This is a genomic window from Paenibacillus sp. JT22N12, from assembly GCF_056269365.1.
On sequence record NZ_JBWDNU010000001.1, the window covers coordinates 754069 to 778062 of the forward strand.

At 53.7% G+C, this 23994-nt stretch carries 19 protein-coding genes; 8 read left to right on the forward strand and 11 right to left on the reverse strand.

Going from position 1 to position 23994, the window contains the following annotated elements:
- Window positions 1–26 precede the first annotated feature (26 nt).
- Window positions 27–2204: a heterodisulfide reductase-related iron-sulfur binding cluster gene (locus AC0YOA_RS03125; RefSeq protein WP_475785359.1), complete on the reverse strand. Its 2178-nt coding sequence runs from the start codon at window positions 2202–2204 to the stop codon at window positions 27–29.
- 169 nt (window positions 2205–2373) lie between these two features.
- On the opposite strand from AC0YOA_RS03125, the gene AC0YOA_RS03130 reads away from it, so the two are divergent.
- The 5 genes from AC0YOA_RS03130 (at window position 2374) to AC0YOA_RS03150 (ending at window position 6238) form a co-directional block, all read left to right on the forward strand.
- Window positions 2374–2958 (forward strand): TetR/AcrR family transcriptional regulator, encoded by a 585-nt coding sequence (locus AC0YOA_RS03130; protein ID WP_475785360.1) that lies wholly within the window; start codon window positions 2374–2376, stop codon window positions 2956–2958.
- 41 nt (window positions 2959–2999) lie between these two features.
- Complete coding sequence (locus AC0YOA_RS03135) at window positions 3000–3767, forward strand: electron transfer flavoprotein subunit beta/FixA family protein (protein WP_475785361.1); 768 nt, start codon at window positions 3000–3002, stop codon at window positions 3765–3767.
- The gene (locus tag AC0YOA_RS03140; RefSeq protein WP_475785362.1) at window positions 3767–4747 is read left to right on the forward strand and encodes an electron transfer flavoprotein subunit alpha/FixB family protein; all 981 of its coding nucleotides are present in this window, start codon (window positions 3767–3769) and stop codon (window positions 4745–4747) included. The genes AC0YOA_RS03135 and AC0YOA_RS03140 overlap by 1 nt, the downstream gene beginning before the upstream one ends.
- Before the next feature lie 4 nt (window positions 4748–4751).
- Entirely contained in the window at window positions 4752–5606 is an 855-nt protein-coding gene (locus tag AC0YOA_RS03145; protein ID WP_475785792.1) for an SDR family oxidoreductase, read from the forward strand.
- A 164-nt stretch (window positions 5607–5770) separates the two neighbouring features.
- Window positions 5771–6238: a hypothetical protein gene (locus AC0YOA_RS03150; RefSeq protein WP_475766015.1), complete on the forward strand. Its 468-nt coding sequence runs from the start codon at window positions 5771–5773 to the stop codon at window positions 6236–6238.
- Between the two features lie 100 nt (window positions 6239–6338).
- On the opposite strand, the gene AC0YOA_RS03155 is transcribed toward AC0YOA_RS03150, so the two are convergent.
- Window positions 6339–7769 (reverse strand): MFS transporter, encoded by a 1431-nt coding sequence (locus tag AC0YOA_RS03155; RefSeq protein ID WP_475785363.1) that lies wholly within the window; start codon window positions 7767–7769, stop codon window positions 6339–6341.
- A 213-nt stretch (window positions 7770–7982) separates the two neighbouring features.
- Between AC0YOA_RS03155 and AC0YOA_RS03160 the strand changes: the two genes are divergently transcribed.
- Complete coding sequence (locus AC0YOA_RS03160; RefSeq protein ID WP_475785364.1) at window positions 7983–8348, forward strand: ArsR/SmtB family transcription factor; 366 nt, start codon at window positions 7983–7985, stop codon at window positions 8346–8348.
- Window positions 8349–8744: 396 nt separating this feature from the next.
- Here AC0YOA_RS03160 and AC0YOA_RS03165 read toward each other — a convergent pair whose 3' ends face one another.
- Window positions 8745–10100, reverse strand: coding sequence for a PDZ domain-containing protein (locus tag AC0YOA_RS03165; RefSeq protein WP_475785365.1), 1356 nt, complete (start codon window positions 10098–10100; stop codon window positions 8745–8747).
- Window positions 10101–10336: 236 nt separating this feature from the next.
- On the opposite strand from AC0YOA_RS03165, the gene AC0YOA_RS03170 reads away from it, so the two are divergent.
- On the forward strand, window positions 10337–10846 hold the full coding sequence (locus AC0YOA_RS03170; protein ID WP_475785366.1) for a Crp/Fnr family transcriptional regulator: 510 nt from the start codon (window positions 10337–10339) through the stop codon (window positions 10844–10846).
- On the opposite strand, the gene hmpA is transcribed toward AC0YOA_RS03170, so the two are convergent.
- From hmpA to AC0YOA_RS03185, 3 genes are all read right to left on the reverse strand, one after another.
- Window positions 10843–12099, reverse strand: coding sequence for an NO-inducible flavohemoprotein (gene hmpA / locus AC0YOA_RS03175; RefSeq protein WP_475785367.1), 1257 nt, complete (start codon window positions 12097–12099; stop codon window positions 10843–10845). The two genes, AC0YOA_RS03170 and hmpA, sit on opposite strands and share 4 nt — an antisense overlap.
- Window positions 12100–12185: 86 nt before the next feature.
- Entirely contained in the window at window positions 12186–13079 is an 894-nt protein-coding gene (locus AC0YOA_RS03180; protein ID WP_475785368.1) for an NAD-dependent epimerase/dehydratase family protein, read from the reverse strand.
- Between the two features lie 2 nt (window positions 13080–13081).
- Complete coding sequence (locus AC0YOA_RS03185; RefSeq protein WP_475785369.1) at window positions 13082–15472, reverse strand: glycosyl hydrolase family 95 catalytic domain-containing protein; 2391 nt, start codon at window positions 15470–15472, stop codon at window positions 13082–13084.
- A gap of 230 nt (window positions 15473–15702) precedes the next feature.
- On the opposite strand from AC0YOA_RS03185, the gene AC0YOA_RS03190 reads away from it, so the two are divergent.
- The gene (locus AC0YOA_RS03190; protein WP_475785370.1) at window positions 15703–16575 is read left to right on the forward strand and encodes a helix-turn-helix domain-containing protein; all 873 of its coding nucleotides are present in this window, start codon (window positions 15703–15705) and stop codon (window positions 16573–16575) included.
- A 286-nt stretch (window positions 16576–16861) separates the two neighbouring features.
- Here AC0YOA_RS03190 and AC0YOA_RS03195 read toward each other — a convergent pair whose 3' ends face one another.
- The 5 genes from AC0YOA_RS03195 to AC0YOA_RS03215 all read right to left on the reverse strand — a co-directional run bounded on the left by AC0YOA_RS03195 (window position 16862) and on the right by AC0YOA_RS03215 (window position 23831).
- Entirely contained in the window at window positions 16862–18070 is a 1209-nt protein-coding gene (locus AC0YOA_RS03195) for an MFS transporter (RefSeq protein WP_475785793.1), read from the reverse strand.
- Between the two features lie 250 nt (window positions 18071–18320).
- Window positions 18321–19931: a response regulator transcription factor gene (locus AC0YOA_RS03200; RefSeq protein WP_475785371.1), complete on the reverse strand. Its 1611-nt coding sequence runs from the start codon at window positions 19929–19931 to the stop codon at window positions 18321–18323.
- Window positions 19932–19949: 18 nt separating this feature from the next.
- Entirely contained in the window at window positions 19950–21692 is a 1743-nt protein-coding gene (locus AC0YOA_RS03205; RefSeq protein ID WP_475785372.1) for a sensor histidine kinase, read from the reverse strand.
- Window positions 21693–21716: 24 nt separating this feature from the next.
- Entirely contained in the window at window positions 21717–23300 is a 1584-nt protein-coding gene (locus AC0YOA_RS03210; RefSeq protein ID WP_475765980.1) for an ABC transporter substrate-binding protein, read from the reverse strand.
- Between the two features lie 129 nt (window positions 23301–23429).
- Entirely contained in the window at window positions 23430–23831 is a 402-nt protein-coding gene (locus tag AC0YOA_RS03215; RefSeq protein WP_475785373.1) for a GNAT family N-acetyltransferase, read from the reverse strand.
- Window positions 23832–23994: the final 163 nt, after the last annotated feature.

The window sequence follows — 23994 nt, forward strand, 5'->3', positions numbered from 1 at the left end:
TTCTCTGCCTCCTTATAGAGTTTTGGTCACTGATTCAACAAAGTCTGGTGAGACACAGGCCCGAAAACGGCCAGCTCCAGAATTTCCGCGATATCCCGCGCCTTTATATGCTCATCCGCCTCCTTCTGCTTGGTGCCGTCCTCCAGCATCGTGAGGCAGAATGGACAGGCGCTGCTGATAAGCGTCGGCCTGGTTACGAGCGCCTGCTCGACCCTGGCCAAATTCACCCGCTTGCCCGCGGTCTCTTCCATCCACATCATGCCCCCGCCCGCTCCGCAGCACATCCCGTTCTCCCGCGAACGCTCCATCTCCATCAGCTCCACGCCAGGAATCGCCCGCAGAATGTTCCGCGGCTGGTCGTAAACATTGTTGTAGCGGCCCAGATAACAGGAATCATGGTAAGTAATCCGTTCATGCACAGCATACTCCGGCTTCAGGATACCGGTACGAATCAGCTCGTCAAGAAGCTGCGTATGGTGAAGCACCTCTACCCCCTCCATCCCGAATTCGGGATATTCATTCTTGAGCGTATTGAAGGTATGAGGACAGGCGGTGACAATCCGTTTGACGCCGTATTTGCGGAAGGTTTCTATATTCTCGGCGCATAGCTGCTGGAACAGCAGCTCATTGCCCATCCTGCGCGGCGTATCGCCTGAATTCTTCTCCTCATTGCCGAGAATGGCAAAACGGATGCCTGCCTTGTGCATGAGCCGGACCAGCGCGCGGGTAATCTTGCGGGAGCGGTTATCGTAAGAGCCCATGGAGCCGACAAAGAAAAGCAGCTCGAAATCCGGCGCATCCTTAACCGTCGGGACGGCTATCCCTGCAAGCTCCTCCACCCATCTGCTTCGCTCGCTGCGGCTGATTCCCCATGGATTCCCCTGCCGCTCGATGTTTTGCATGGCGCGCTGACCTTCCTGGGGGATGCTCCCTTCCATGAGCACAAGATGACGGCGCAAATCGATGATTTTATCCACATGCTCGTTGCCCACGGGGCATTGATCCTCGCAGTTGCGGCAGGTTGTGCAGGCCCATATCTCCTCCTCCGTCATTACGTCGCCGATCAATGCCAGCTCCTCCGGCTTCTTCTCCGAGTGCTGCCAGCTTTCTTTATGCCAGTCCATGGTCGGGGAGATATCCGTTATTTCGGCCGTATCCATCATGAAGCGCGGCTGCTCTCCTTCCTGTCCGCCTGCGGCAACGGCATGGGCTCCTCCTCCTGCCGGGAAGGCGAAAGCTGGCACCCAAGGCGATTTGGAGGTGATTGCTGCGCCCTTCTCCGTCAGATGGTCGCGGAGCTTCACGATCAGATGCATCGGGGACAGCGCTTTGCCGGTATTTGAGGCCGGACAGACATTCGTGCAGCGCCCGCATTCCACACAGGCATAGAAATCCAGCATCTGCTTGCGGGTAAAATCTTCGATTTTGCCAACGCCGAACGCTTCTGCCTCCTCATCCTCCAGATCAAGCTTGCGCAGTCTTCCCGGAGGCCGGCTGCGGCCAAGAAACAGATTGATCGGTGCGGTAATGAGATGAAAGTGCTTGGATTGCGGAATATAGACAAGGAATGCAAGCAGAATGATCAGATGCGCCCACCAGAACAGGAAGAATACAGCCTTGGCCGCCCCCGGCGTAATTCCGGACGCAAGCTCTGCGATTAATGAGGATGCCGGTGCATAAGCGGAAGCTTCATAACCAAGCCAAACGCGGTGAAACCCAAGACTGAGCAGAACCGACAGCATCAGAAAAAAAATCAGAAACAAAACGATGCTCGGCTTCCAGTCCTTCTTCAGCCGCTTCAGCTTCTCGCCGTATCTCCGATAAGCGGCGTAACCGGTCGCGAGCAGAATAAGCAGAACGGTGACTTCCTGCGATAGCCCAAAGACGGCGTGACCGGGAATCGGAAGCGGGTGCCCCCCGGACAGCCCCGTGTAGATCAGATCAAGCGCCCCGAACTGCAAAATAATAAAGCCGTAAAAAATAATCAGGTGCATGATCCCGCTCCTCCGGTCCTTCAGGAGTACGCGGTGACCCAGAGCCTGGGAAACAAGATCCCCCACCCTGCTTTTCCAGTCAAAAGGACGGTTCTCCGGCTGCCCCAGCTTCACATACAAATAACGGTGATAAACCGCTCTGTAAAAGAAAGAAAGGGCAGCCCCGACAACAGTCAAAAATAAAAGATAATGCAGCCACGACCAGAACATGAGCACACGTCCTTTCGCATAGTTATGGATGTAAGCGCTTAGAATCGGGCTTCAAAAAAATCTTATGTTCTCAGGCGTTGACAATACGCGAAGGATTTCATAAGATGGAACCAGAAAATGAATGACGATTCATTCAGTTTTGTTTAGATTCTAGCATCGGGGTGAATGCATGACAAGTAAAAAAATGGATAAATTCGAAAGGATTATCGGCGCCGCCGTCAAGGTGTTCGCCGAGACCGGCTTTCACGGCTCCCAGGTATCGAAGATCGCCCGTGAAGCCGGCGTTGCGGATGGAACCATATATTTATATTTCAAAAGTAAAGAAGATATACTTGTGTCGCTTTTCCGAGAGCGTCTTGGCGAGCTCATCGGCAAGCTCAAAGAAAGCGTTGCGGACTCCGCAACCGCAGCCGATGCGATCCGTAAAATTTGCGAGCTTCATTATACCGAGCTTGAGAAAAATCCGGATCTGGCTTATGTCACCCAGATTGAGCTCCGCCAAAGCTCCCTTGAGCTTCGCAAATCGATCGGCCAGGCGGTCAAACCGTATATTCAATTGATTGAAACCGTTCTGATTCAAGGCATGGAGGAAGGAACCTTCCGCAAAGAACTGGACGTTAAATTGACGCGCCTGCTCATATTCGGCGCCATGGACGAAGCCGTTACCTCCTGGCTTATTTCCGGCCGGAAGTATTCCCTCAGCGCCCAGGTGAATAAGTCTGTAGAGTTCTTTTTGATGGCGCTGCGCCCTTAAACGATCTGCCCATTTTCGCAAATTGGAGAGGAGCATCCCTAATGAATGTGTATGTGATTCTGAAGCAAACCTTCGATACCGAGGAGACAATCACCATTCAGGACGGCAGGATATCCGAGGATGGGGTGAAATTTGTCATAAACCCCTATGACGAGTACGCGGTTGAGGAAGCCATCCGGATCAAGGAGCAGGAAGGCGGGCTTGTTGTTGCCGTTTCCGTAGGCCCGCAGCGGAGCGCCGAGGCGCTGCGAACCGCTCTTGCCATGGGGGCGGATGAGGCCGTCCTGGTCTGCGATGAGCGCATTCCAGCTGACGAGTATTCAATCTCGTCCGTGCTTTCTGCCTATTTTGCCGGTCAATCGTACGACCTTATCCTGGGCGGCAACTTCTCCGTGGACAATGGCGCAGGGCAGGTTGCTATCCGTCTTGCCGGACTGCTTGGCATTCCCCATGTATCTTCCATCACCAGCCTTGCCCTATCGGACCGGAACGCAAAAGCAGAGCGGGATGCCGAAGGCGATCTTGAGCTGATCGAGATCTCCCTTCCCGCGCTGTTCACGGCGCAGCAGGGTCTGAATGAACCCCGTTACCCCTCCCTCCCCGGCATTATGAAAGCAAAGAAGAAACCTTTTTGGCAGCTCACGCTGGATGATCTTGGAATCACCCCTGAGCAGCTGGCGCCGAAAACATTGCGGATCGATCTGAGCCTTCCTCCGGCGAGGGCAGTTGGCCGGATTCTGCAGGGCGAGCTGCCGGAGCAGGCGGCCGAGCTCGTCCGGATGCTCCACAGCGAAGGAGGAATTCATTAATGGGCAGAACATATTTGATTGTTGCGGAGCACAGGGAAGGAAAAATTCGTCAAGTGACGCTGGAGGCGCTTCAAGCCGCTGCAAGCTCAGCCGCAGACGGGGACCGGATGACCGCTGTCCTCATCGGAAGCGGACTTGATTCCATGGCAAATGAGCTGTCCGCCTACCCTTTATCCGAAATTCATCTGATTGAGCATGCAGGTCTGCAGCATTACAACCCTGAGGCTTATACGGCGGCTCTTCTTCCCGTCATAGAAAATATCTGCCCCGACGCGGTGTTCCTGGGTCATACCGCTCTGGGACGCGACCTAGCGCCTGCCTTGGGAGCGAAGCTTCAAGCGGGCCAGCTTTCCGATGTGATTATGCTTACTGGTACCGGCGAGGATACAGTTTTCACCAGAGCGATCTATGCCGGCAAAGCATTCGAGAAGAAACGGTTTAACGGTTACCCCTGGGTCGTCACGGTCCGCCCGAACAATTTCCCTGCACTGCCTCCCTCCTCATCCCCGCAACCGGCGCAGATAGTCAAGGCCGATTATGCACCTTCCTCATCATTGCGAACGATCGTACAGGATGTTGTCAGACAAACCGGCGGCAAAATCGATCTGACCGAGGCGAAAATCGTCGTGTCCGGCGGGCGCGGCGTCAAAAGCCGCGATGGCTTCAAGCCGCTTGAAGAGCTGGCTGGCGTCCTGAACGGCGCGGTCGGCGCATCGCGCGGAGCCTGCGATGCCGGTTACTGCGATTACGCGCTGCAAATCGGTCAGACCGGCAAGGTAGTCACGCCCGAAATCTATATTGCATGCGGCATCAGCGGGGCGATCCAGCATCTGGCCGGGATGAGCCAATCGCGGGTCATTGTTGCGATCAACAAGGACCCGGAAGCCCCAATCTTTAAAGTGGCGGATTACGGAATTGTGGGTGATTTGTTCGAGGTTGTTCCGCTATTGACCGAGGAATTCCGGAAGGCATTGGGCTGACGTGATGGGACCATTCGATAAAGACCTTCTGGCCGGCAAAGTCGTTCTGATCACCGGCGGCGCTACCGGCCTGGGCCGCGCGATGGGCGAGAAGTTTCTCTCACTCGGGGCCAAGCTTGCAATAGCCGGCCGCCGGGAAGAGGTTTTGCGGACGGCTGCGGCAGACATGACCGCGATGGGCGGCGAGGTTTTCCATAAAAGCTGCGATGTGCGGGACCCGGCTCAAATCCATGAGCTTGTCGATGCGGTGGAGCAGCGGTTCGGCCGTATCGACGTGCTTGTCAATAATGCGGCGGGAAATTTCATTAGCCCGACAGAGCGTCTGTCCCCGCGCGCGGTGGACGCTGTCTTGAATATTGTGCTGCACGGCACCTTCTATATGACGCTGGAAGTTGGAAAACGCTGGATTGAACAGGGGATCGGCGGCACGATGCTGAATATTGTGACCACTTACGCTTCCACCGGCTCGGGCTATGTCGTTCCGTCCGCAGCGGCCAAAGCCGGCGTACTTGCCCTCACCCGCTCCCTTGCGGTGGAGTGGGCCCGCTACGGCATCCGCCAGGTTGCTATTGCTCCGGGACCCTTTCCCACGGAAGCCGCCTGGTCGAAGCTTTCCCCCACGCCAGAGCTCGCGGAAAAGCTGATTGGCCGCGTTCCCTTGAAGCGGGCCGGAGAGCCGGATGAGCTCGCGAATCTTGCGGCGTTCCTGATCTCTGAATATGCCGGATACATTAATGGCGAGGTGATCACGATTGACGGCGGTGAATGGCTGCAGGGAGCCGGTGAATTCAACGGGCTAAGCGGTGTTACGAAGGAGCAGTGGGACAGCTTGGCTGAGCTTACCAAACGCGGGAAATAACCTTTTTCCGTTACGGCAGCGGAACTCTGAACATTTTCCCGTGTTTAATGACAAAAAAAGTTATAATCATGATCCAGAATACAGCAAACTTTTCAGGCATAGTTATATAGAATGAACAGCGGATCAAAAAATATACGCAGCCGAAGGAGTTTGTTGTCCACACGATGATGAAAAATGAAATGATGGAGCACGCAGCGCTGAATGTGACCGTTTCTTATCTGGTAAAGGCGAAAAGCAAAGCACATGCCCTCGACATGGCCCGTTTTCAACTCAATGAAGAGACGATCAGTCTGGATCGGATCCAGCTGGTGAACGATCAGGGAATGAAAAGATTGCTCAAGGTCGAGCATGTGGAATTCATTCATTGGATGGCTGCCGAGTCCTCCGAATTCTGCGATCAATTCAAGGTCATCGGACATTTCCGCCTTGCACTGCGCCTCAGTCATGCTGAGGAGCCGTATGAAGAAAACATCCACAAGCATCACTATCGTCTCCCCAGATCGGCTATCCAGGATAAGACCGTATGGGTGATTCCGACGCTGCATCAGCCCGCATTCACGCAAGTAATCAGCCAGACGCTGGAATGGAAAACGAAAGCCAGGGAAACAACAGCCTTAATAACAGCTGTGTAAAATAGTTCCGTGTCCGCAAAAAATCCCCGCCGGCAGAAACAGAAACCGGCGGGGATTTTTGTTTTTCAGACCTGACAATCGTCCAGGGCGAGTTGCTCCTTCACGCTGCAGCTGCTTTTCTCTGCCGCCTGCCTCCGCGCTGTCTCAGGTACAGGAACGAAAACAGAACACCGAGAGCCGACACGAGCGACATTCCCCAGAAGATATCGGTATAGGCCTGCGAGAGCGGCAGCGAGCCCATCCACACGAGGGCGGTCCCGATAATGGCTGTTGTCAGCGCCCCGCTGAAGAACTGGGCCAGCTGGAATAATCCCATGCCTGCTCCGACTTCCCCTCCCGTCAGCAGCACGGACATCTCGTTGGAAACTCCTGCGGTCAGGGCAGACACGGCGAGACTGAGCGGAATATAGATGATCAGAATAGCTACATAAGCATGAACGGCCAGTACAGCCAGCAAAATGGCGGAGGCCGTCAGCAGCCACGGTCCGAACCGCAGCATGACACCGTTGCCCTGGCGGTCGATTATCCGGCCGATGCTTCTGGCAGCAAGCATCGAGAGAATGGCCCCGGGAAATATAATCAGTCCGGATTGCAGGGAAGACAGACCAAACAGATGCACCAGAATTTGCGGCATCAGAAACAGCACCGCGAAATTGTTCATATAGGAAGCCATGCCAAGCGCCGCGAGGCTCAGATATGGACGGTTGCCGAATAAGGATGGAGCGACGAACGGATTGCTGGCGCTCCGGATGCGCAGAATGAACAATCCTACTGCAACAAGGCCGATAACAAGCATTTCCCATCTTTGCGTCGTCAAAAACAGCAGCAGGCCCGTTGTTCCAATACCCGTCAGCAGAGCGCCCCATGCATCGAATGTGCCGCTCCCCGCCTTCTCCCGCGGCAGCAGAATCAGGTACAGCGGAATTAGGGGCAGCACCAGCGCTGTGACCCCAAATAAGTCATTCCAGCCCCAGAATTGCATAATTGCGCCGCCCAGCACCGGACCAAGACCAAAGCCGAGCGAGCTTGAGGATATGACGAACGAAATCGCTTTTCCCCTTCGCTGCTCCGGAACGTTGCGGGTTATCAGAATAATGGACATACTGAGAATGGAGCCCGCGCCGGAGGCTTGCAACAGTCTGGCAAGAAGCAGCACGGGAAAGCTGCTGCTGAACAAACCAATGAGCGACGCCAGGCCCAATAATAATAAACCGATGGTAAAGAGCGTCCGTAATGGAACAAAATCCGAAAGCCGGCTGTAGGTGATGGACGATATGGCAAATACGATGGAGTATCCCGTTACGATCCATGAGGCTACAGTTGCCGTAAGCTCGAATTGCAGCGTAATGGAAGGCAGGGCCAGATTGAACATCATCGTATTCATAATGACAATCATAACCGTCAATGCCAGCAGCGGCACCGTCCATTTTTCATTAAAAACCCGCTTGCCCATTTGTGCCTGGGCCTCTTCATCCGGCATTGTCCGAGGCGTGATCGTCTCCGCTTCTGCCGGTGCACTTGTCTGTGACATGTCAAACCCACCTCCAGATTGGTTCTCTTCTCCAATTCGCTCAGCCGCCCTCTAGACGGGCAGTCTGATTTCATAAAGGTCATCCTTTATGTAAAGTTCGATAATTAACGAACAATAGAAATATAGCATGGGAATATGGTATCATTCAAGTATTGATTTATTCGAACGCTTGATCATGATCAATCCTCTTCTATATGAAAGGTGGCCGTTGCCATGAAATATTTATTCCATCCTGAGCCCGAAGATATACAGCTGTCGTCGGTCCTTAATGCCTTAAGCGATCCGATCCGGCTGAACCTTGCGAAGGAATTGAGCATTTACGGGGAAATGGCCTGTGGCGGCCTGTCTGCTCCGGTTGTCAAATCGACGTTGTCGCATCATGTGCGTACCCTTCGGGAAGCGGGAGTGGTCCGGGTCCGCAGCCAGGGGACGCAGCGGCTGGTGACGCTTCGGGACGTTGAACTCGAGCAGCGGTTTCCCGGCGTCCTCTCCGCTATTCTCCGCTCTACCGAATTCTCCCGGAATTTGACTGCCGATCCCGAACCGGTGGATGTCGACGCGCATCCCCGGCAGCATTAATCAAGGACTGCCCCTGCATATGGGCAGTCTTCATTATAACCGCAATATGAATTATAATTTGCACCAAGATGGATTCCATTATGGATGCGCTTCGGCCGGAAAGCCCTTTTTTGCCTTTGCTAACTATTCCCACTGACATAAATTCGCAGTAAGCAGGAACGGCTAAAGCCGTCCCCGGGCTGCTGAAGCAGATGTCTTCCCCTCAGAAATAAGCTAAGGTCTACGGGATGTTCATTTCGCTTATAATTGCAAAAAAAGACGCTCCCATCCCACCGATAAGGCAGTTTTGGAGGCGTCTTTTGCATGTTGACAGAAACTGAAGGGTTCACGATCAGCGTAATAATATTGAGGTAAACAATCTGCTTATGACTGTTACGGTGAGACCGTTCCTGGAAACTATTCACTGGTCCTGGGATGTGATTTCAGCCAATTCAGGATCTCATCCAGGGTGTGAACAGGCACAATATTCAGGTCCGGCGCCCCTTTGCGCGCATCCTGCTCCTGACCGGCAGGCACGAAGAAGACGTCGGCGTCCGTCTGGTCGACAGCGTAAGCCTTCTGTTCAATTCCACCAATAGGCCCGACCGCACCTGCCGCGTCGAGCGTGCCCGTACCCGCTACCCGATTGCCGTAGGTCACACCGCCGGGCGTGAGCTGATTGATCAGCGTAAGGGCCAGAATCGCGCCATGCGAAGGACCTCCCTGGTAAACCAGGTAAGAGCGAAAATCAACTTTCTTCGGCAGATCGGCCTGAACCCGGTCCTCTACCTGAATGCCGAATACCGCCCGCTCCGGATCGTCTGCGCTGGCCATCGTCTTCACGGCTGCATCCATGGTATTCCCGTCCCGTTTGAGCTTCACGGCCACCTCTGCACCCGGGTTCACTTCCCCCATACGGGCAGTCAGCTCTGCCGCGGACCGAACCGGATGTCCATCGATCGCCAGCAGCTGATCGCCAGGCTTGAGCTGCCCTTCGGCCGGACTCTCCGGCATCACTTGTGCAATCTGGACACCGGTCGGAATGATGCCCCGTCCAATTCCAAGCTTCCGGAACGCCACCGCGCTGCTGATCTGGTTTGCATCGGCCCGCTGGTCATTTGCCGCCCGCTGCATCTCGCCAAGCGAGATGCTCGTATCCCTTTTCCCGATCTGAATATGGGGAAGCAGGGCTGCGTACAGCCAATCGATTGGAAAAGCCGGGCGGTCAATGACCAGAACACCCTCGATGGAGCCTTGGGGCACACCGCCCTCCACATGGGCGAAACGGTTCATATTCAATGTAAAACCCGGTGAAGTAATCCCGTAAGGCGTTGGCCAGAACAACCCTGCCGCGATTATCACAAAGGTAACCAGCAAAGCTGTGATCCGCCGCAGCCATCGAACACCGCGGCGCTTCTCCATGACGATAATATCGAGCATAGTCAGCAGCAGGGTAATCAGAATGATCAGCAGCGCGGCTGCCAAATGGTTCGGAATCTGAAAGATGGCAATTCCCGAGGCTATACTGCCGGCTGCGATCAGGAATCTGAGCGCCAGCTGCCACAGATGCCCGCGGCGTTCAGCGGCTATGCCGGCCGCAGCGCCAAGCAGCCAAAGCAGGGGAATCAGCGCCAGCAGGTTGACCAGCCATTCGATCCGGTCAATCCAATAGATATCTCCCGAGCGGATCGGGTCCCCCAGCCAAATCAATTCACCGATAACGGATATAATGGCGGCAAGGCCGTATCCGGCGATGTACAAGCGCTTTCCCATCTTCACCATACTCCCCCTTTTATCCATTAAATGTATCATGATCGGAGCTGACATACTAATACCCCGGATGATTTCAGCCAAAAACGCGGCGGGTTGAGGAATCGATGCTGTGCCTGTCCGCTTCAGGTGTCATTCAATAGTTTGGTTATTTTCGTCCATATGTACTAGTATAGAAAGAAAAACGCCCGGCGCAATCAAGCGCTGAGCGTTCTGTTATGAGGAAGGTGAGCACTGGCATGCTGCTTCACAAAGGGGAAACCCTTTTTCGCCAAGGAGAGACCGGGCCGCTTTATCATGTAAGGAAAGGCCTGCTCAAAATTATCCGCATTCACGAGGACGGCAGCCCGATCCTCATGAATATTATTGTAGCCGATGAAATGATCCCGCATCATTCCTTAATTACACACAAGCAGTATCATGGAACAGCAATCGCACTGGTCACCTGTGAAATCGACGTCATCCCGTCCCGGGACTGGTATGATACCCTGAAGCAAAATCCTCAAAAATGCCTGGATATCGCGCTGCTCCTGCAGAACAAGCTCCGGATGATGCAGCAGCGGATCGACCAATTGACCCAAACCTCCCCTGCCGAAAAACTGCGCAGCCTTCAGCAATGGTTTGAACTTTATATTGGCCCGGCGGCTTTGGAGGATGTCCTCACCCAGGACGAAATCGGCCAATTGATTGGACTCCGCCGGGAAACGGTCAATCGCCTGCTGCGGGCGCAAGCTGCTGGCGGCCGTTAAGAACTGACTGCGGATTGAGGCTCTTGCTCATCTGTTTCCTCCAGGCTTCCGGAAGGTCCAAAAAACTCATAATGCCTGTCATCGGCCCCCACCCCGCAGGCGGTCAACGCCTGGTTCACCACCTTCATGAACGGCTGCGGACCGCAGAAGTAAAAGCCCGCATCCATCGTAGGAATAACGGATTTCAGCCAGGGCAGGTCGATAGCGCCTTCACGGTGATAGTCCTGCGATTCCCTGTCCCGCCCCGTCGGCTGGCGATAGCAATAGTGAACCGTCAGCTGCGGATGACGGCGGGCGAGCTCCGAGACATGCTCCTTCATGGCATGAACGTCCCCGTTTAATGCGGCATGGATGAACGTGACCTGACGCTGCGGATCACGGTGCACCAAGGTATTAAGCATGCTGATCAACGGCGTCAGCCCAACGCCCCCGCTGATGAGCACCACAGGGCGCCGGTCCTCGCGGTCCAGTGTAAAATCCCCGGCCGGGGCCGACAGCCACAGCACATCCCCTTCCTGGAGCGACTGATGCAGCATCACGGAAACCTTACCTGCTGGCCGGTCCTTATTGGCATCCTCACGCTTTACGGAGATCCGGTAATAGGGTTTCCCCGGCGCATCGGACAGGCTGTATTGGCGAATATGCGTAAACCCGTCTTCCTGGGCATCCGTCTTGATGCTGACATACTGCCCGGGCTCAAAAGCTGCAATGGCACCCCCGTCCCGGGGAACCAGATATAATGAGGTGATGATTTCGCTTTCTTTCACCTTGCTTTCCACTAGGAAGGGTCTGAACCCCTCCCAGCCTCCAACCTGCGCCTTCGTCTCTTCAACCATCGCTTGTTCCACGCCGATGAAGGCGTCCGCAATCATGCCGTAGGCTTCAGACCAGGCTTGCAAAATATCGTCTGTCGCAGCAGCTCCGAGCACCTCCTTGATCGCAGCCAGCAAATATTTTCCCACGACCTGGTAATGCTCCGGCTGTACGCCCAGGCTGCGGTGCTTGTGCGAAATTTGTCTGACCGCCGGGAGAATGTTCTCCAGATGGTCAATATGAAGCGCCGCGGCATATACCGCATTGGCAAGCGCTGCCTGCTGTTTCCCCTTTTTCTGGTTCGCATGGTTGAAGATATTCAGCAGCTCCGGATGGTTCAGAAATAATAATTGATAAAACCGGGTCGTAATTGCCGTTCCATGGACTTCCAATACCGGTACCGTCGACTTGATTATAGCTATGCTCTCATTGCTCAGCATCTTGCATTCTCCTCACTTGGCTTTGGCTGATCTTTCTAAACCCATTATAGGCAGCAAGCGAGGGATGCCCTGTGATCGAGATCACATCAAAAGTCAACGATCTGTGACATTACAGCAATGCTGTTATCTTCAATAACCCGTGTCAGCTTCACCGGAGAGAAGCCAAACTCTTGCTTCATCCGGCGCATATCATACAAAGGCAAATATTTGCCCTCCGGCTCCCTGTACGCGGAAAGATCAAAATCCGCCGCTTGATCCCCAAGCAGCGCCTCCAGCATCTCAATCGATGAGACGGTTGATCCGCTGTCGGGACCGACAAAATTGCAATTCAGCACCCTGTCTGCAGGCGGCGCCTCCACGATACGTACAAGCCCCTCCACAATATCGCTGGCAAAGACCCGTCCAAGCAGCACATACGGAGCATTCAGCCTGGTATCCGTTCCGATCACGGGAGGAGTCCAGCTCTCGTCGGGCACGACTGAGCCAAAACGCAGGTTGATGAACTCGCTCCCCGGCGTGATCCGGTGGAAATACCGGGTCACCTCTTCTACCATAGCTTTGCTCAGTCCGTAGGCATCCTTGGCCAGGCACGGGTGATCATCAGGTATCGGAAGCTGTTGGGGAATAAAACCGGCGTCCAGACATCCCACCGCCGCAATCGAGCTGGCTGTTATAAATCTCCGGCAGCCTTGACCGATCAGATACCGGTACAATCTTCTTGTGCCCTGCACATTGACGGCCAGGCCATCCTCTTCGGAGCAGCCCCCGGTCACGGCGGCCAGATGAATAACGGCATCGATCTGCTCGCCGTCCAGCTTTTGCAAATCCTCCGGATTATCGAAGGAGCCCTGCACGAATTGCATGGAAGCCGGCTCTTCAATCGGACTTCGGGCCATTCCCAGAACCGTGTGCGTTCCGGCCAGCCTTCGGGCCAGTCTCTCGCCGATAAATCCGCTTACGCCTGTAATCAAAATTTTCATCTTCATGCTCCCCTTGAATCAGATTGGCTGTGTTTCACAATGCGGATGGTCTCGCCTGCCGTTGTCGGAAGCTCGCCGATTTCACCGCTCATGTGCTTCTCGCCGAAGGAACCGGTGCAAAATGCCCCTTCCGGCCAAGGAATGTGAAAGGTCAATGTGGAGCCGGCTTCGCTGATGATCTCCACAGCCTGCACTTCACCTGCCTCAACAGACGCGCTCACCAGGAAACCGCCAACGGCCCGGAGCGTATGAAACTCCGCTCTCTTGTCCTTGGGCCAGTTCGGGAACAAACGCAGCTCGCCGTTATAGCTTTGCAGCAGGCATTCATTAATGACCGCCGGAAGGGCAAAATTCTCAAACCAGATTCCCATTCCCGACATAAAATCAAAGTTGGTTGCAGCGGCGTAGCGCCCCCCGGTCATCAGCACCCGGTCGGTGCAGGTGCCGTTCGGCAGCAGGCAGTAATGAATTTGCCGCTTGAACCGTTCCAGATCGAGGATGCCAAGCCTGGCTCCGGCAAAATTATAGAATACAAGTTCATTGCCGCCTTCGTTGCGGTGATTCAGGAAGGAGTTGACGGCAATTTGATACGCTTCAGGATCGGAATGCAGCCCATGCTCTTCCCCGGGAAATACCGTCGTGATCGGATTCGGCACATTATAGACCACCTCGGCATCCTCGCCTGTTACGGAGACGAATACGGTCCCCCTGGAGGATTCGGCTGTCGGATAGTCCGGGAAGTTCGCCAGAATGTCCTTCACATCGTGCAGCAAGGCAGTCTCGGCTTCCTCTTCGCCAAGAACGCCGCAGGCCCGGACAAAAGCATGAAAAAGAAACTTCGTCAAAGTCAGGTCCACAAGACAGTCACTGTTCTTGGCAAATCCGGGCGACAGCTCATACAGCTCCGGTACTACGGTAGGGAAAATGTGATAGTTGTCATCCCCCCAGCGCCCGCCCCGGGCTTCGGGCCGTTTCATATAATCAACCATGAACAAGGCCGCTTCCTTAATCGGGACAAAAGCCCGCTCGCGAAGGAAGGTCTCGTCCATGGAATACAGGTAATGCCACCAGAGGCTTTGCACCGTCCATGGCGTTTCACAGATCTCCCATCCCCAGTGGGGCACGGGATAAGGCATCATCGTCATGTCAACCGGATAGGCGGAGTGCGGATAATAAGCGCCGCGCAAGCCGTAATATTCCTGCGCCCATTTGCGGCTGACCGGCAGCACATGATCAACCATATCGACATAAGGCAGATGCTTGTCCAGGTGGTTGCTGGAGAAAGCCAGCCAGAACGGCTGCTGCGTATTATAGTTCATATGATAATCGCCATGCCAGGCGGAGCCGATCGAGCTGAAGCTCCAGTTGGCGAACAACCCCGGACAGGTCACGCCCTCTTTTACCGAACAGTTGAAGAAATACAGATTCCAATACCAGGTGCGCTCCAGCAGTTCATCCTCCAGCGCAACCGCGGAACGGCTCCAATAATCTCTCCAGCTTTCCTCCGTGCCTGATTCGGCGTCGTTCCAGGCATCCTGACCGGGGGGCAGCTTGTCTGAAACAGCAGCGATTTCGGAATTCAACCCTTCCCACAGCTCGACACATGCGGAGAAGCCGTTTTGCATGTCCAGCTTCAGCGATAGCGGCTGATCCTTGGAGGAAGCAGTGAAACCGCCGGATGTCCTGACTGCCAGCCGGAAGGCTTTGTCTTTAACATGTCCTGCGTAATCAGCACCAGGCTTCTCCACATAAGGCAGATGCTGCGTAAATGCCGCAGTGCGGGCATCGCCGTCCACGAAGGAAGCCGCTCTGGGGAATTCCTGCGGCGTTTCGGGATCCGGAATGAGCGTCATCGCATGGAACAACGGAATCTCTCTTCCCGTTGCCGTTTCTGCCGCCCGCAGCCAGAGTCGGTCATGCTCCTGCTCAACGAATAACTCCAGCTGCGCGGGATTTCCGCCGACCAGAAAATCAATCCTGCACCGCCCATTGGAAATATCAAGGGTATGTCCGAGCACTTCGGTTTCGCGCCGGTCGAACTGGAGCAGCAGCGAGCCGCAGGGCATGGGTCTCGGATAGGATTTCCGGTAATTTTCTCCTGTCATTTCACAGTATTCCCGGTACCAGGAATCTTCTGTCAGCGAGGACAAATGGTCCGGAATGTCCTTAAGCCTGTTGTATACGTCCTGGAAGGTGCCGATCTCATCGGCATGATCCTCCGCTATACGGATATCCCATACATTATTATGCCCGAAGTGGATCATGACGGCATCGGGCCGGGTGGTAACCACTACGCCAAGTCCGCCGTTCCCGAGCAGCGCTCCTTCGAAGAAATCCGGTGCGGGACCGATGAACGTAATGGGATGCTTCCTGGCTTGTTCTAATGGGTTCATCTAAGCATCTGCCTTTCTTAACTGGATATAAATTTGTCTTAAAGCGCTCTCATGGATTTGTTCCCCAGTCCCCGATTACGGGCAAGCTTGCAATCTGCATTCTATCTGCGATAGTCTTGGAGTACAGTATTTAATCTATCTGAACTGCAGAACAATGTATTTAGCAGCCGGTCATTTATTTGCACAATCGTCAGATCAATTCTGATTTTCAACCATCTGGGGGCAGCCGCATGAATTTTTCCGCATTCCATCCGTATGTCTATTATGCATCCCGCTATCCATTCTCCAAGGGCCAGTCCAGCGCTCCCCGGATCTGTTATTCCAGCTCCATTTATTTGGTCAGCGAGGGCTATGGCGTTCTGCTGACAGAAGGAGAAGCCTATCAGGCCGGTCCGGGCTCGCTGATGTATGTGCCTGCCGGGCAGCCGCATGAGTGGGTAGCGGATTCCATCGATCCGATGGTGCATGTCTGCTGTTATTTTGACTGGAGTTATGTGGAGAGAAGAGCTCTTTCCGATTGGTCCACACCCATCTGCTACAACCCGGAAGAGCTGCAGGCTGCTTTCATTGGCCCGGACTTCCCTTTTCCAATCCCCGTTGCTGCTGCCGTGGACTCCCTCCGCCCGTGGATCGATCTGTTCCAGAGCTTCTACAAGTCCGGCGATTACACCAGCGATCGGACCTTCATTAGGAGTTTGACGACGCAGCGGAATTTCCAAAGCTTCATTGATCATTTCCTGCAGCATATGCTGAAGGACACCCATATCCCGGACCCCAGAATCAGCCATATGCTGGATCGAATGGAAAGAGATCTGCTGAGCATTCCGCCGAAGCCGCTGGAGCAGTACTACAGCAGCCTGAATATGAGCCGGGGGCATTTCTTCGAGCTCTTCAAGCAGGCGACCGGATATTCCCCCGTCCAGTATATGAACGGGTTCCGGATCGGCCGGGCCATGGAGGATTTGCTCCGTACCTCGTTAACCATTACGGAAATCGCCGACAAATATCATTTCAGCTCCGTACATTACTTCTCACGGTTGTTTCACAAACAAACCGGACAATCCCCGCGGGAATTCCGTGCAGCGGGCAAGCTGAATAAATGAGAATCAGCCTGGTGAAGTTCGTCCCGCTGCCATAACAAAGACCGCATGCGGATATTAAGCATGCGGTCAGACACAGAGATATTTATAGTAAATGTGTGTTGATTATTTGTTCACCTTCAGTTATTGGCTTTCAATCTCAGCGGACTCAACGAAATAATCTTTAATCAGCGGATCATTAGCGGAGATCTTCCACTCGTCCGCCTGTTTACTTACATCGGTTGCGCTACAGATTATAGTAGGAAGATGCGCTAGGTACCATATATAGGGAATGCCTGTTCCATATTAGCTACAGCGTTTGTGAATGATTTTGAGCGGTACGTTTTTTTTGAATGAGGGGAGCTAACAGAAGGGCACCGATTACAAGCAGGCAGCCGCTTGCGGCAAACACCGCAAGGAGAGAAAATGCATTCTTCAAATAGCCCGAAGCAGCCATGCCCACGACCATCATCCCCATAAATATCGGTGTAATCGCTCCCCCTACACGGCCAATCAGCGCACCGTCTGTATTTGTCATAATAAGCGTCTGGATGCCGACTTGAATACACGGATAAAATAAGCCATTCATGATCTGCAGCACCAATGTCAATGCAATGAATGTCGATATACCAACTCCAATTGTACAAAAGGCAGTCACAAGCAGACCGGCCGAAAGCAAAATCTGCGGTTTGACCTTTTTTGCGATGCCCATGATGACAATCCCGCCTGCCAGCATCGCCGCACCGTTCGCCATAAGCAGATACTGCAGGAACTCCTTGCCTTGTCCCAGTTTCTCAATCGATATAAACAGCATCAACGGCTGGATCATGCCTGCTGCAAGTCCCGCAGCTGCGAATGTTGCGCTCAGCGTTCTTAGCGGGCGATTGGTCCATAAATATCGGAGGCCTGTCAGCATTTCCTGCATCAAACTCCCGGATCCGTTTGACTGCGGTTCATCCGTATCCCGCGGCAGGCGCGACAATATAAAAGCCGATCCCAGGAACATAATAGCCGTCAGGATGAGAGAAACCTGAATGCCGAACTGCAAAAAAATAAAAGTGCCGATAACCGGTCCCAGAACCGTAAACACAGCCACCAGGGATTGGGACATCGCCATAACGCCCTGCAGCTGTTCAGCAGGCACATGACTCATATACAGCTTCATCGCGGAAGGCTGCGAGAATTGGGATAAGCTTGCGGAAACAAACGTGCCCGCCAGCAGCGTATACCATGTGCCGCTCTCCAGTACAAGCAGCACGATGAATACAGACAGAGCAGATATCAGATCGCTTCCTGCCATCGTTCGTTTGGGCTTCCATCGGTCGGCGAATGTTCCTCCGATGATGGCAAATATAAAGATCGGCGCAAATTCAACAACGGAAATGAGAGATACATAGTGCGGGTTATTATTTGTCAAATCCGTTACATACAGCAGGATAGCAAAATTTCTGATCCAGATTCCTAGCTGCAAGAGCACCCTGGACAGGATGATGGTTCGCACATAGCTGTTTTGAAGCATTTTGTTCATTCCCTTTTCTTCGATTTAACAGACATCGACGGCCGTCATACAAAAACCAAACAATCTATCAATATATCGTAAATTATATAGACGTTTTAATATATTGTCTATATATTTATCCGAATGCCTAATCAATAAAATAGAAAACGATTCACATTTTTCAGTAAAATAACAAACAACTCCATCTATTGTTTGGTTTTTTTGCTCAATCATGTAAAACAAAAGCCGCCATTAGCGGCGGCTTCGGGATTTATGATCTTCTGAAGGGCTTGCGGTAATCATGTGGAGTTACGCCGTGCACCTTGCGGAATAATCGGGCGAAATAGGAAAAGTTATTGTAATGAAGACCGTCCGCAATCTCGCTGATGCTCCGGTCAGTCGTCGCGAGCAGAACAGCCGCTTTGCGCATTTTCTCCTGAAGGATATAATCCGTCAGCACGATCCCCGTCTCCTTGCGGAACAATCGCGACAGATATGCGGGATTGACGAAGGCGACCGCCGCCAATTGTTCACGGGTCAGGTCCTCATCAAGATGCCCGGAGATATGGGCTTTCACCTTCTGGACCACGGGACTTACTGCCAGCGGCTTCGAGAACAGACTGCCCGCAGCCTCGCCAATAGAGCGTACCCATGCTTTGAACTGAATCACAGAACGGGTAGCCGGCTCTACCTCCGGGCTGTTCAAATTCTCATAAAGCTGCTTCGCCTGAAGACCTTTGCGGTGCATGGCATAGTAGATCACCTGCAGAAGAGCGTGATAGGCACCAGTCAGCGTCTCGACCGTTGCCGGTCTTGAGTCGAGCCGGCCGGCCCATTCCTCGAGCTTGGCGGTAAACTCCATTAATAAGCCCTGCTCTAGCAGATCCGCCCAATCCAGCATGGAATCTGTCATCATAGGAGCAGGCTTCGGCACAGCGCTTTCCTCCGCGTCCCCGCTCCATATAATTTCATTGGTCAAGCTGACATTGCGGTATTCCCTGTTAAGGAGGGCCAAATAACTACTCAACACCGCTGTCACAGCTGTCAGTTCTCCAATGTAGCAGGACAGCCTGCAGTAGAAATAACGGCTGCTGGCATTCAGGTATTCACGGCACCGGGCCTCGATTTCTTCCCTCGCTGCCTCCCGCTCTCCGAGATGCAGCACTACCAGGATATTGCCCCGGTTATCCTGAATGACATTACCCGGCACGCCGGCGAGCAGCAGTTCTTCCGCCGCTTTGCGCAGGGCGAATTCCATAATCAGCTCATCCCGCTCGTTCAGCGGTTTGTCCCAGCTCTCAACACTTATCAGAATGAGCCTGATCGTGGCTACCGAGCTCAGGCTCATCCCGTATGGGGCAAGCGAGCTCTCGATCGATGTTGTATGCGAAGGTATCCGCCGCTCGAGAAGATCCTGCCAGAACCTCTCCACCAGCATGGGCCTGCGGCTGTTCCACAGCTCAACGATCTTGTTGTACTGATCGTCCGTCTTGCTTACCCTCCGCTTCTCCGCCACCTTGCCGATTGCCGTCAGCAGCACCTGCTCCAGCTCGGAATAGATGACCGGCTTCAGCAAATAGTCGAAGCTTCCCAGATGGATCGCCTTCTGCGCATACTCGAATTCGGAGTGGCAGGTCAGCACGATGGTTTCCGGCGCAAGTCCGGCCCCCTTCACCCACTCCATCAGCTCGAGTCCGCTTGTCTCCGGCATCTCGATATCGCAGATGACGATATCGATATCATGCTCCTGAAGCACCTGCCGGGCCATCGGAGCATGATAAGCCTCATATACCTCGTCAACTCCGACCAGCTCCCACCGTACTCCCGAGCGGAGGCCCTTAACGGCGTAGAGTTCATCATCCACAATCAATACCCGTATCATATTTGCTTCACCCCGCCCCTAATTCGCTTTGCTGCCCGGCAGCTGCAATGTAATAAGCGCGCCCTGCGGATCCGCACCGGCGAACTGCATCCTGACCGGACCATTGTAATAGAGCCTGCATCGCCGGACGACATTCCACAGCCCCAGGCTTCCATCGCCCGGCTCCTGCTCATGAACCTTATCCTGCAGCCGGTCAGCCTGCCCCTCAGACAGTCCTTTTCCGTTATCCTCCACCTCGATGAGCAGCCCCTTCTCTTCCCCATTCCCCATTGACGATATTTTTACCCGAATGCGGAACGGGCTTCCGGTACGGATCGAGAAGCCGTGCACCATGGCGTTCTCCACGAGGGGCTGGATGATCAGCGGAGGAATTCCGGCTGATTCCACGGAAGGATCCACTTCAAAATCAAACGCCAGCGATTCGGGAAAACGGTATTTCTGAATCGAGAGATAGTGAAAAATATGCTCGACTTCTTCCTTGACCGTAATCGTGGATAGCTGTGTGCGGGTCGTGTATCTGAAATAACGGACCAGATGCAGGGCCATGCTCTGTATGACCTCATAGTCGCGGATTTGCGCAAGCTGGTACACAATATTCAGGGAATTCATGAAGAAATGGGGATGGATCTGCGCTTGCAGATGCTTAAGCTCGGCCTTCTGGGTGCGGATCTGCTCCTCGTAGATATCGATTTTCAAATATTCGATCTGCTGGGCCATGCCGTTGAAGGTTTCCTTGAGCGCAATAAACTCCAGCAGCTTGTTGTCCTCCATGCGGACGCTCAGATCCCCGGAACGGATTTTGCGCATTCCTTTGATGAACTGGTGGATGGGCTTCACAATCGAGTTTTGCAGAAACAGCAAATACAAGCCCAGTATAATTGCGGCCAGCATCGGGATCAGATAAGTCAGATTGCGAAAGAACGGCAGGCCCTCCAGCAGCGTCCGCTCCGGAAGCATAAGCAGCAGATCCATGTCCGCCATCCTTGAGCTTTTGGCCACAAGCAGATAGGGTTTATCCAACTTCACGATATTATAGGCTGCGCTTCCGTCGTCCAGATAGCCGCTTAAATCCAAAGACGCAAGCTCGCCCTGAATATTGGCGCCGATCCTCGACAGCGGCATCCCCCCGCCGGAAACAAGCAGCGCTTCGCCTTTGCCTCCTTGACTGAGCAGCCGCATCGGCTCCATGAGACTGTTCAGATCGACCCAGGCTCCGATATAGGAGTCATAATTCGTATCCACCACTCTAAGCAGGGCGTAGCCGCCGTTCTGCTCCACCAGCTGCCAGCCTCTGCGGCTGCCAAGCTCCTTCCCGGGAAGCATTTGCTTCAGCTTCTGCTGAATGCTTTGCTTGCGTTCGTAGGTGACGGACTGCTGCTGGGCGGTGAACAGCTCCCCGTATTTGGAGCTGTAGGCAAACAGAACTTCAGCCGCTTCGTAATAATTGATATTCACGTTCAGATCATTCGCCGCCTGCGTCGTGGACAAATAATACTCCCAGCTGTCCCTGTCGTATTGGCTTAGCGAGATCAGGCTTTGGTCCTGTTCGGCCGTCTTGTATAAATAATTCTCGATTTCCCCGAGCACCTGGTCCATATCGTTCATGTACATGGTGAGCATGTTCCGATTGGATTGCGCCACCTGCGAATGGACCACCTTCGTTGCGTACAGGTTATTCCACAGCAGCACGATGACAAGAGGGACTGTGACAAGCCCAAAGCCGAGGATCAGTCTGGAACGTATTGTAGCTTGCCTCATCATTTTCCCCTTCCCTTGCCCGGTCATCTACCTGCCGCCAGCCAGCCACTGGTCAAGCTGGCGCTGTTTTTCCGCCACGACCTTTGCCGAGCCGGCAGCCTTCAGCTTCTCCAGATACATGGGCATAATCTGATCGGGATCAATTGCACCCGTATTCAAGGCGGGCATAAATTCCTTCTCGACCAGGATGGAAGCCGCAATCTCCGCCTTGACCTTCCCGGGATTGAAGACGAACCCGAGCGCTTTGGATTTGTCGGCCTGCTCGTTGAAGCGGCGGTATTCTTCCCATAAGCCCGGATTCTCGTTATCCCATAAGTAGGAGTTCAACTGATTGCCGAACATCCATGGCTGGTTCAAATTGTAGCCGACCGTCTTGGCGTCCACGCCGGGGGGATATTCGATGACGTTGTTATCTTTCTTGATATAATGGACGCCCTCCACTCCCCAGTCGAGCAGATTCAACAGATAGGGATCGGTATACAGCAAATTCAGCAGCATCATCGATTTCTCCGGATACCTGGCGCTTCGGGTAATAGCGAACATGGCGCTGGTCGTATCGGCTGTTGTCGTGTACGGCTTGGTCAGCTCCACGCTCACCATCGGATAGCCCGTATCCCGCGAAGCTTGGATCTCAAAGCCGGGCTTGATCGACTCCGCGTAAGAGAATGCATTGCCTGCCTTGACGGCATCGTACTCGTTGTCCTTGGACGTGGTTGCATCCGCGTTCAGGTAGCCGGCACGGTTCCATTCATACATCAGTTTCACGTATTCCCTGAATTCGGCCGTCTCGGCCATATTCACAACCTCCGTCGTATTGCCGCTGCGGTTAAGCACGCCGGGTCCTTCGCCCAGCATATCGAATATGCCGTACTGCATCATGAAGGTGAGCGGGCTTCTGTCCGCACGCACCTGCAGGGGAGCCATGCCCGGCTCCTTCCTCCTGACCTCTTCGAAGACAGGGCCCAGATCAGCCAGCTTCCTGACCTGCGTCAGGTCAAGATCCAGCTTTTCCACGATATCCTGCCGCAGGACCAGCCCTTTGCTGGAGGCAAACTCCTTGTTCGTCACGATCCCGTAGAGGCTGCCATTGATTCTGCTCGCCTCCAGAATGGAAGGATCGAGAATTTCGCGAATCCCTTCCCCATACCGGTCAAGCAGGTCATCAAGCGGCAGATACCGGCCCTTCGCCACCTCGTCTCCGAAGCGCATCCATCCCGCCGTGAAGAGGATATCGATCTGTTCGCCGGAAGCGAACATAAGGCCCGTTTTGTCCCACCAGGCACCCATATCGATCGTGCGGATATCCAATGCTGCATTGATTTTTTTCAACAAATACCGGTTAATCGTCTGCTCGACGAGTGCAAGATCCTTCGGCTCATTGCCGGCGGGAAATACCATGACCAGATTGTCCGGAGGACCTTCGGAATGGATTGCCGTCCCGCTCGCGACCGATGCGGCGGCTGATTGAGCGGCTGACGGCATCGCCGGTTGTCTGCCGCTGCCCGAGCCGGGCCACTGCCCGCCCAGCATGAAATAAACGGTTAGGATTGAAGCGATAAGTACCATCGCAATCGCATATGTAAACGTTTTCCTTTTAGTCCTGTTGAACATCACGATCCCGCCCTTATATCACTTCGCTCCATCCACCCATCATACAATGGCCCTTCATGATACGGCTACTATAATTGTAACTCCCTATGCTAAGATTGTGACTTTCGCCAAGCGCTGCCGGCTATTGTTCTACAACATTAGTGACATGCCGTATAATTCCGGATACACAAGCTTAAAATCATGCTTTTGATAAAAGGCAAGGTTCGCCGCATCAGCCATTACGATAATATCGGCATCTTTTGGAGCGTTATGATTCAAGTACCCCTTGATCTCATGGATGATGAGTTCGTTCAGCGCCTCATCCCGGAATGCGGGATTGACGATAATATCCACAATTTGAAAGGTACAGCCTCCATCGCCGACGACCCGGCCCATCCCCATAAGCGCGGATTCATCGCTTCTTATGACTATTGAAAAAAGCGAATGGCTTAGAGCCCTCGCCGCTGCGGAGTCGTCCTTTGTGCTGAGGCCGGCAGCCGTTCTTAACGCATGATATTCCTTGACGTCCGGAGCTTCATAATAAAGTTTCATTTGGTATTCTCCTTTTTACCCAAAGTTTGTTACTGCTCTTTTTTTTCCCTGCTGCCTCTATTCTACAACACTCATGCAAGTGATAAGATTCCGCTCCATACTGCCTGAAGCTGCATGTAATTAGATGAAATAAGTTTGTCTATGCACTTTAAGCTTTTTCTGC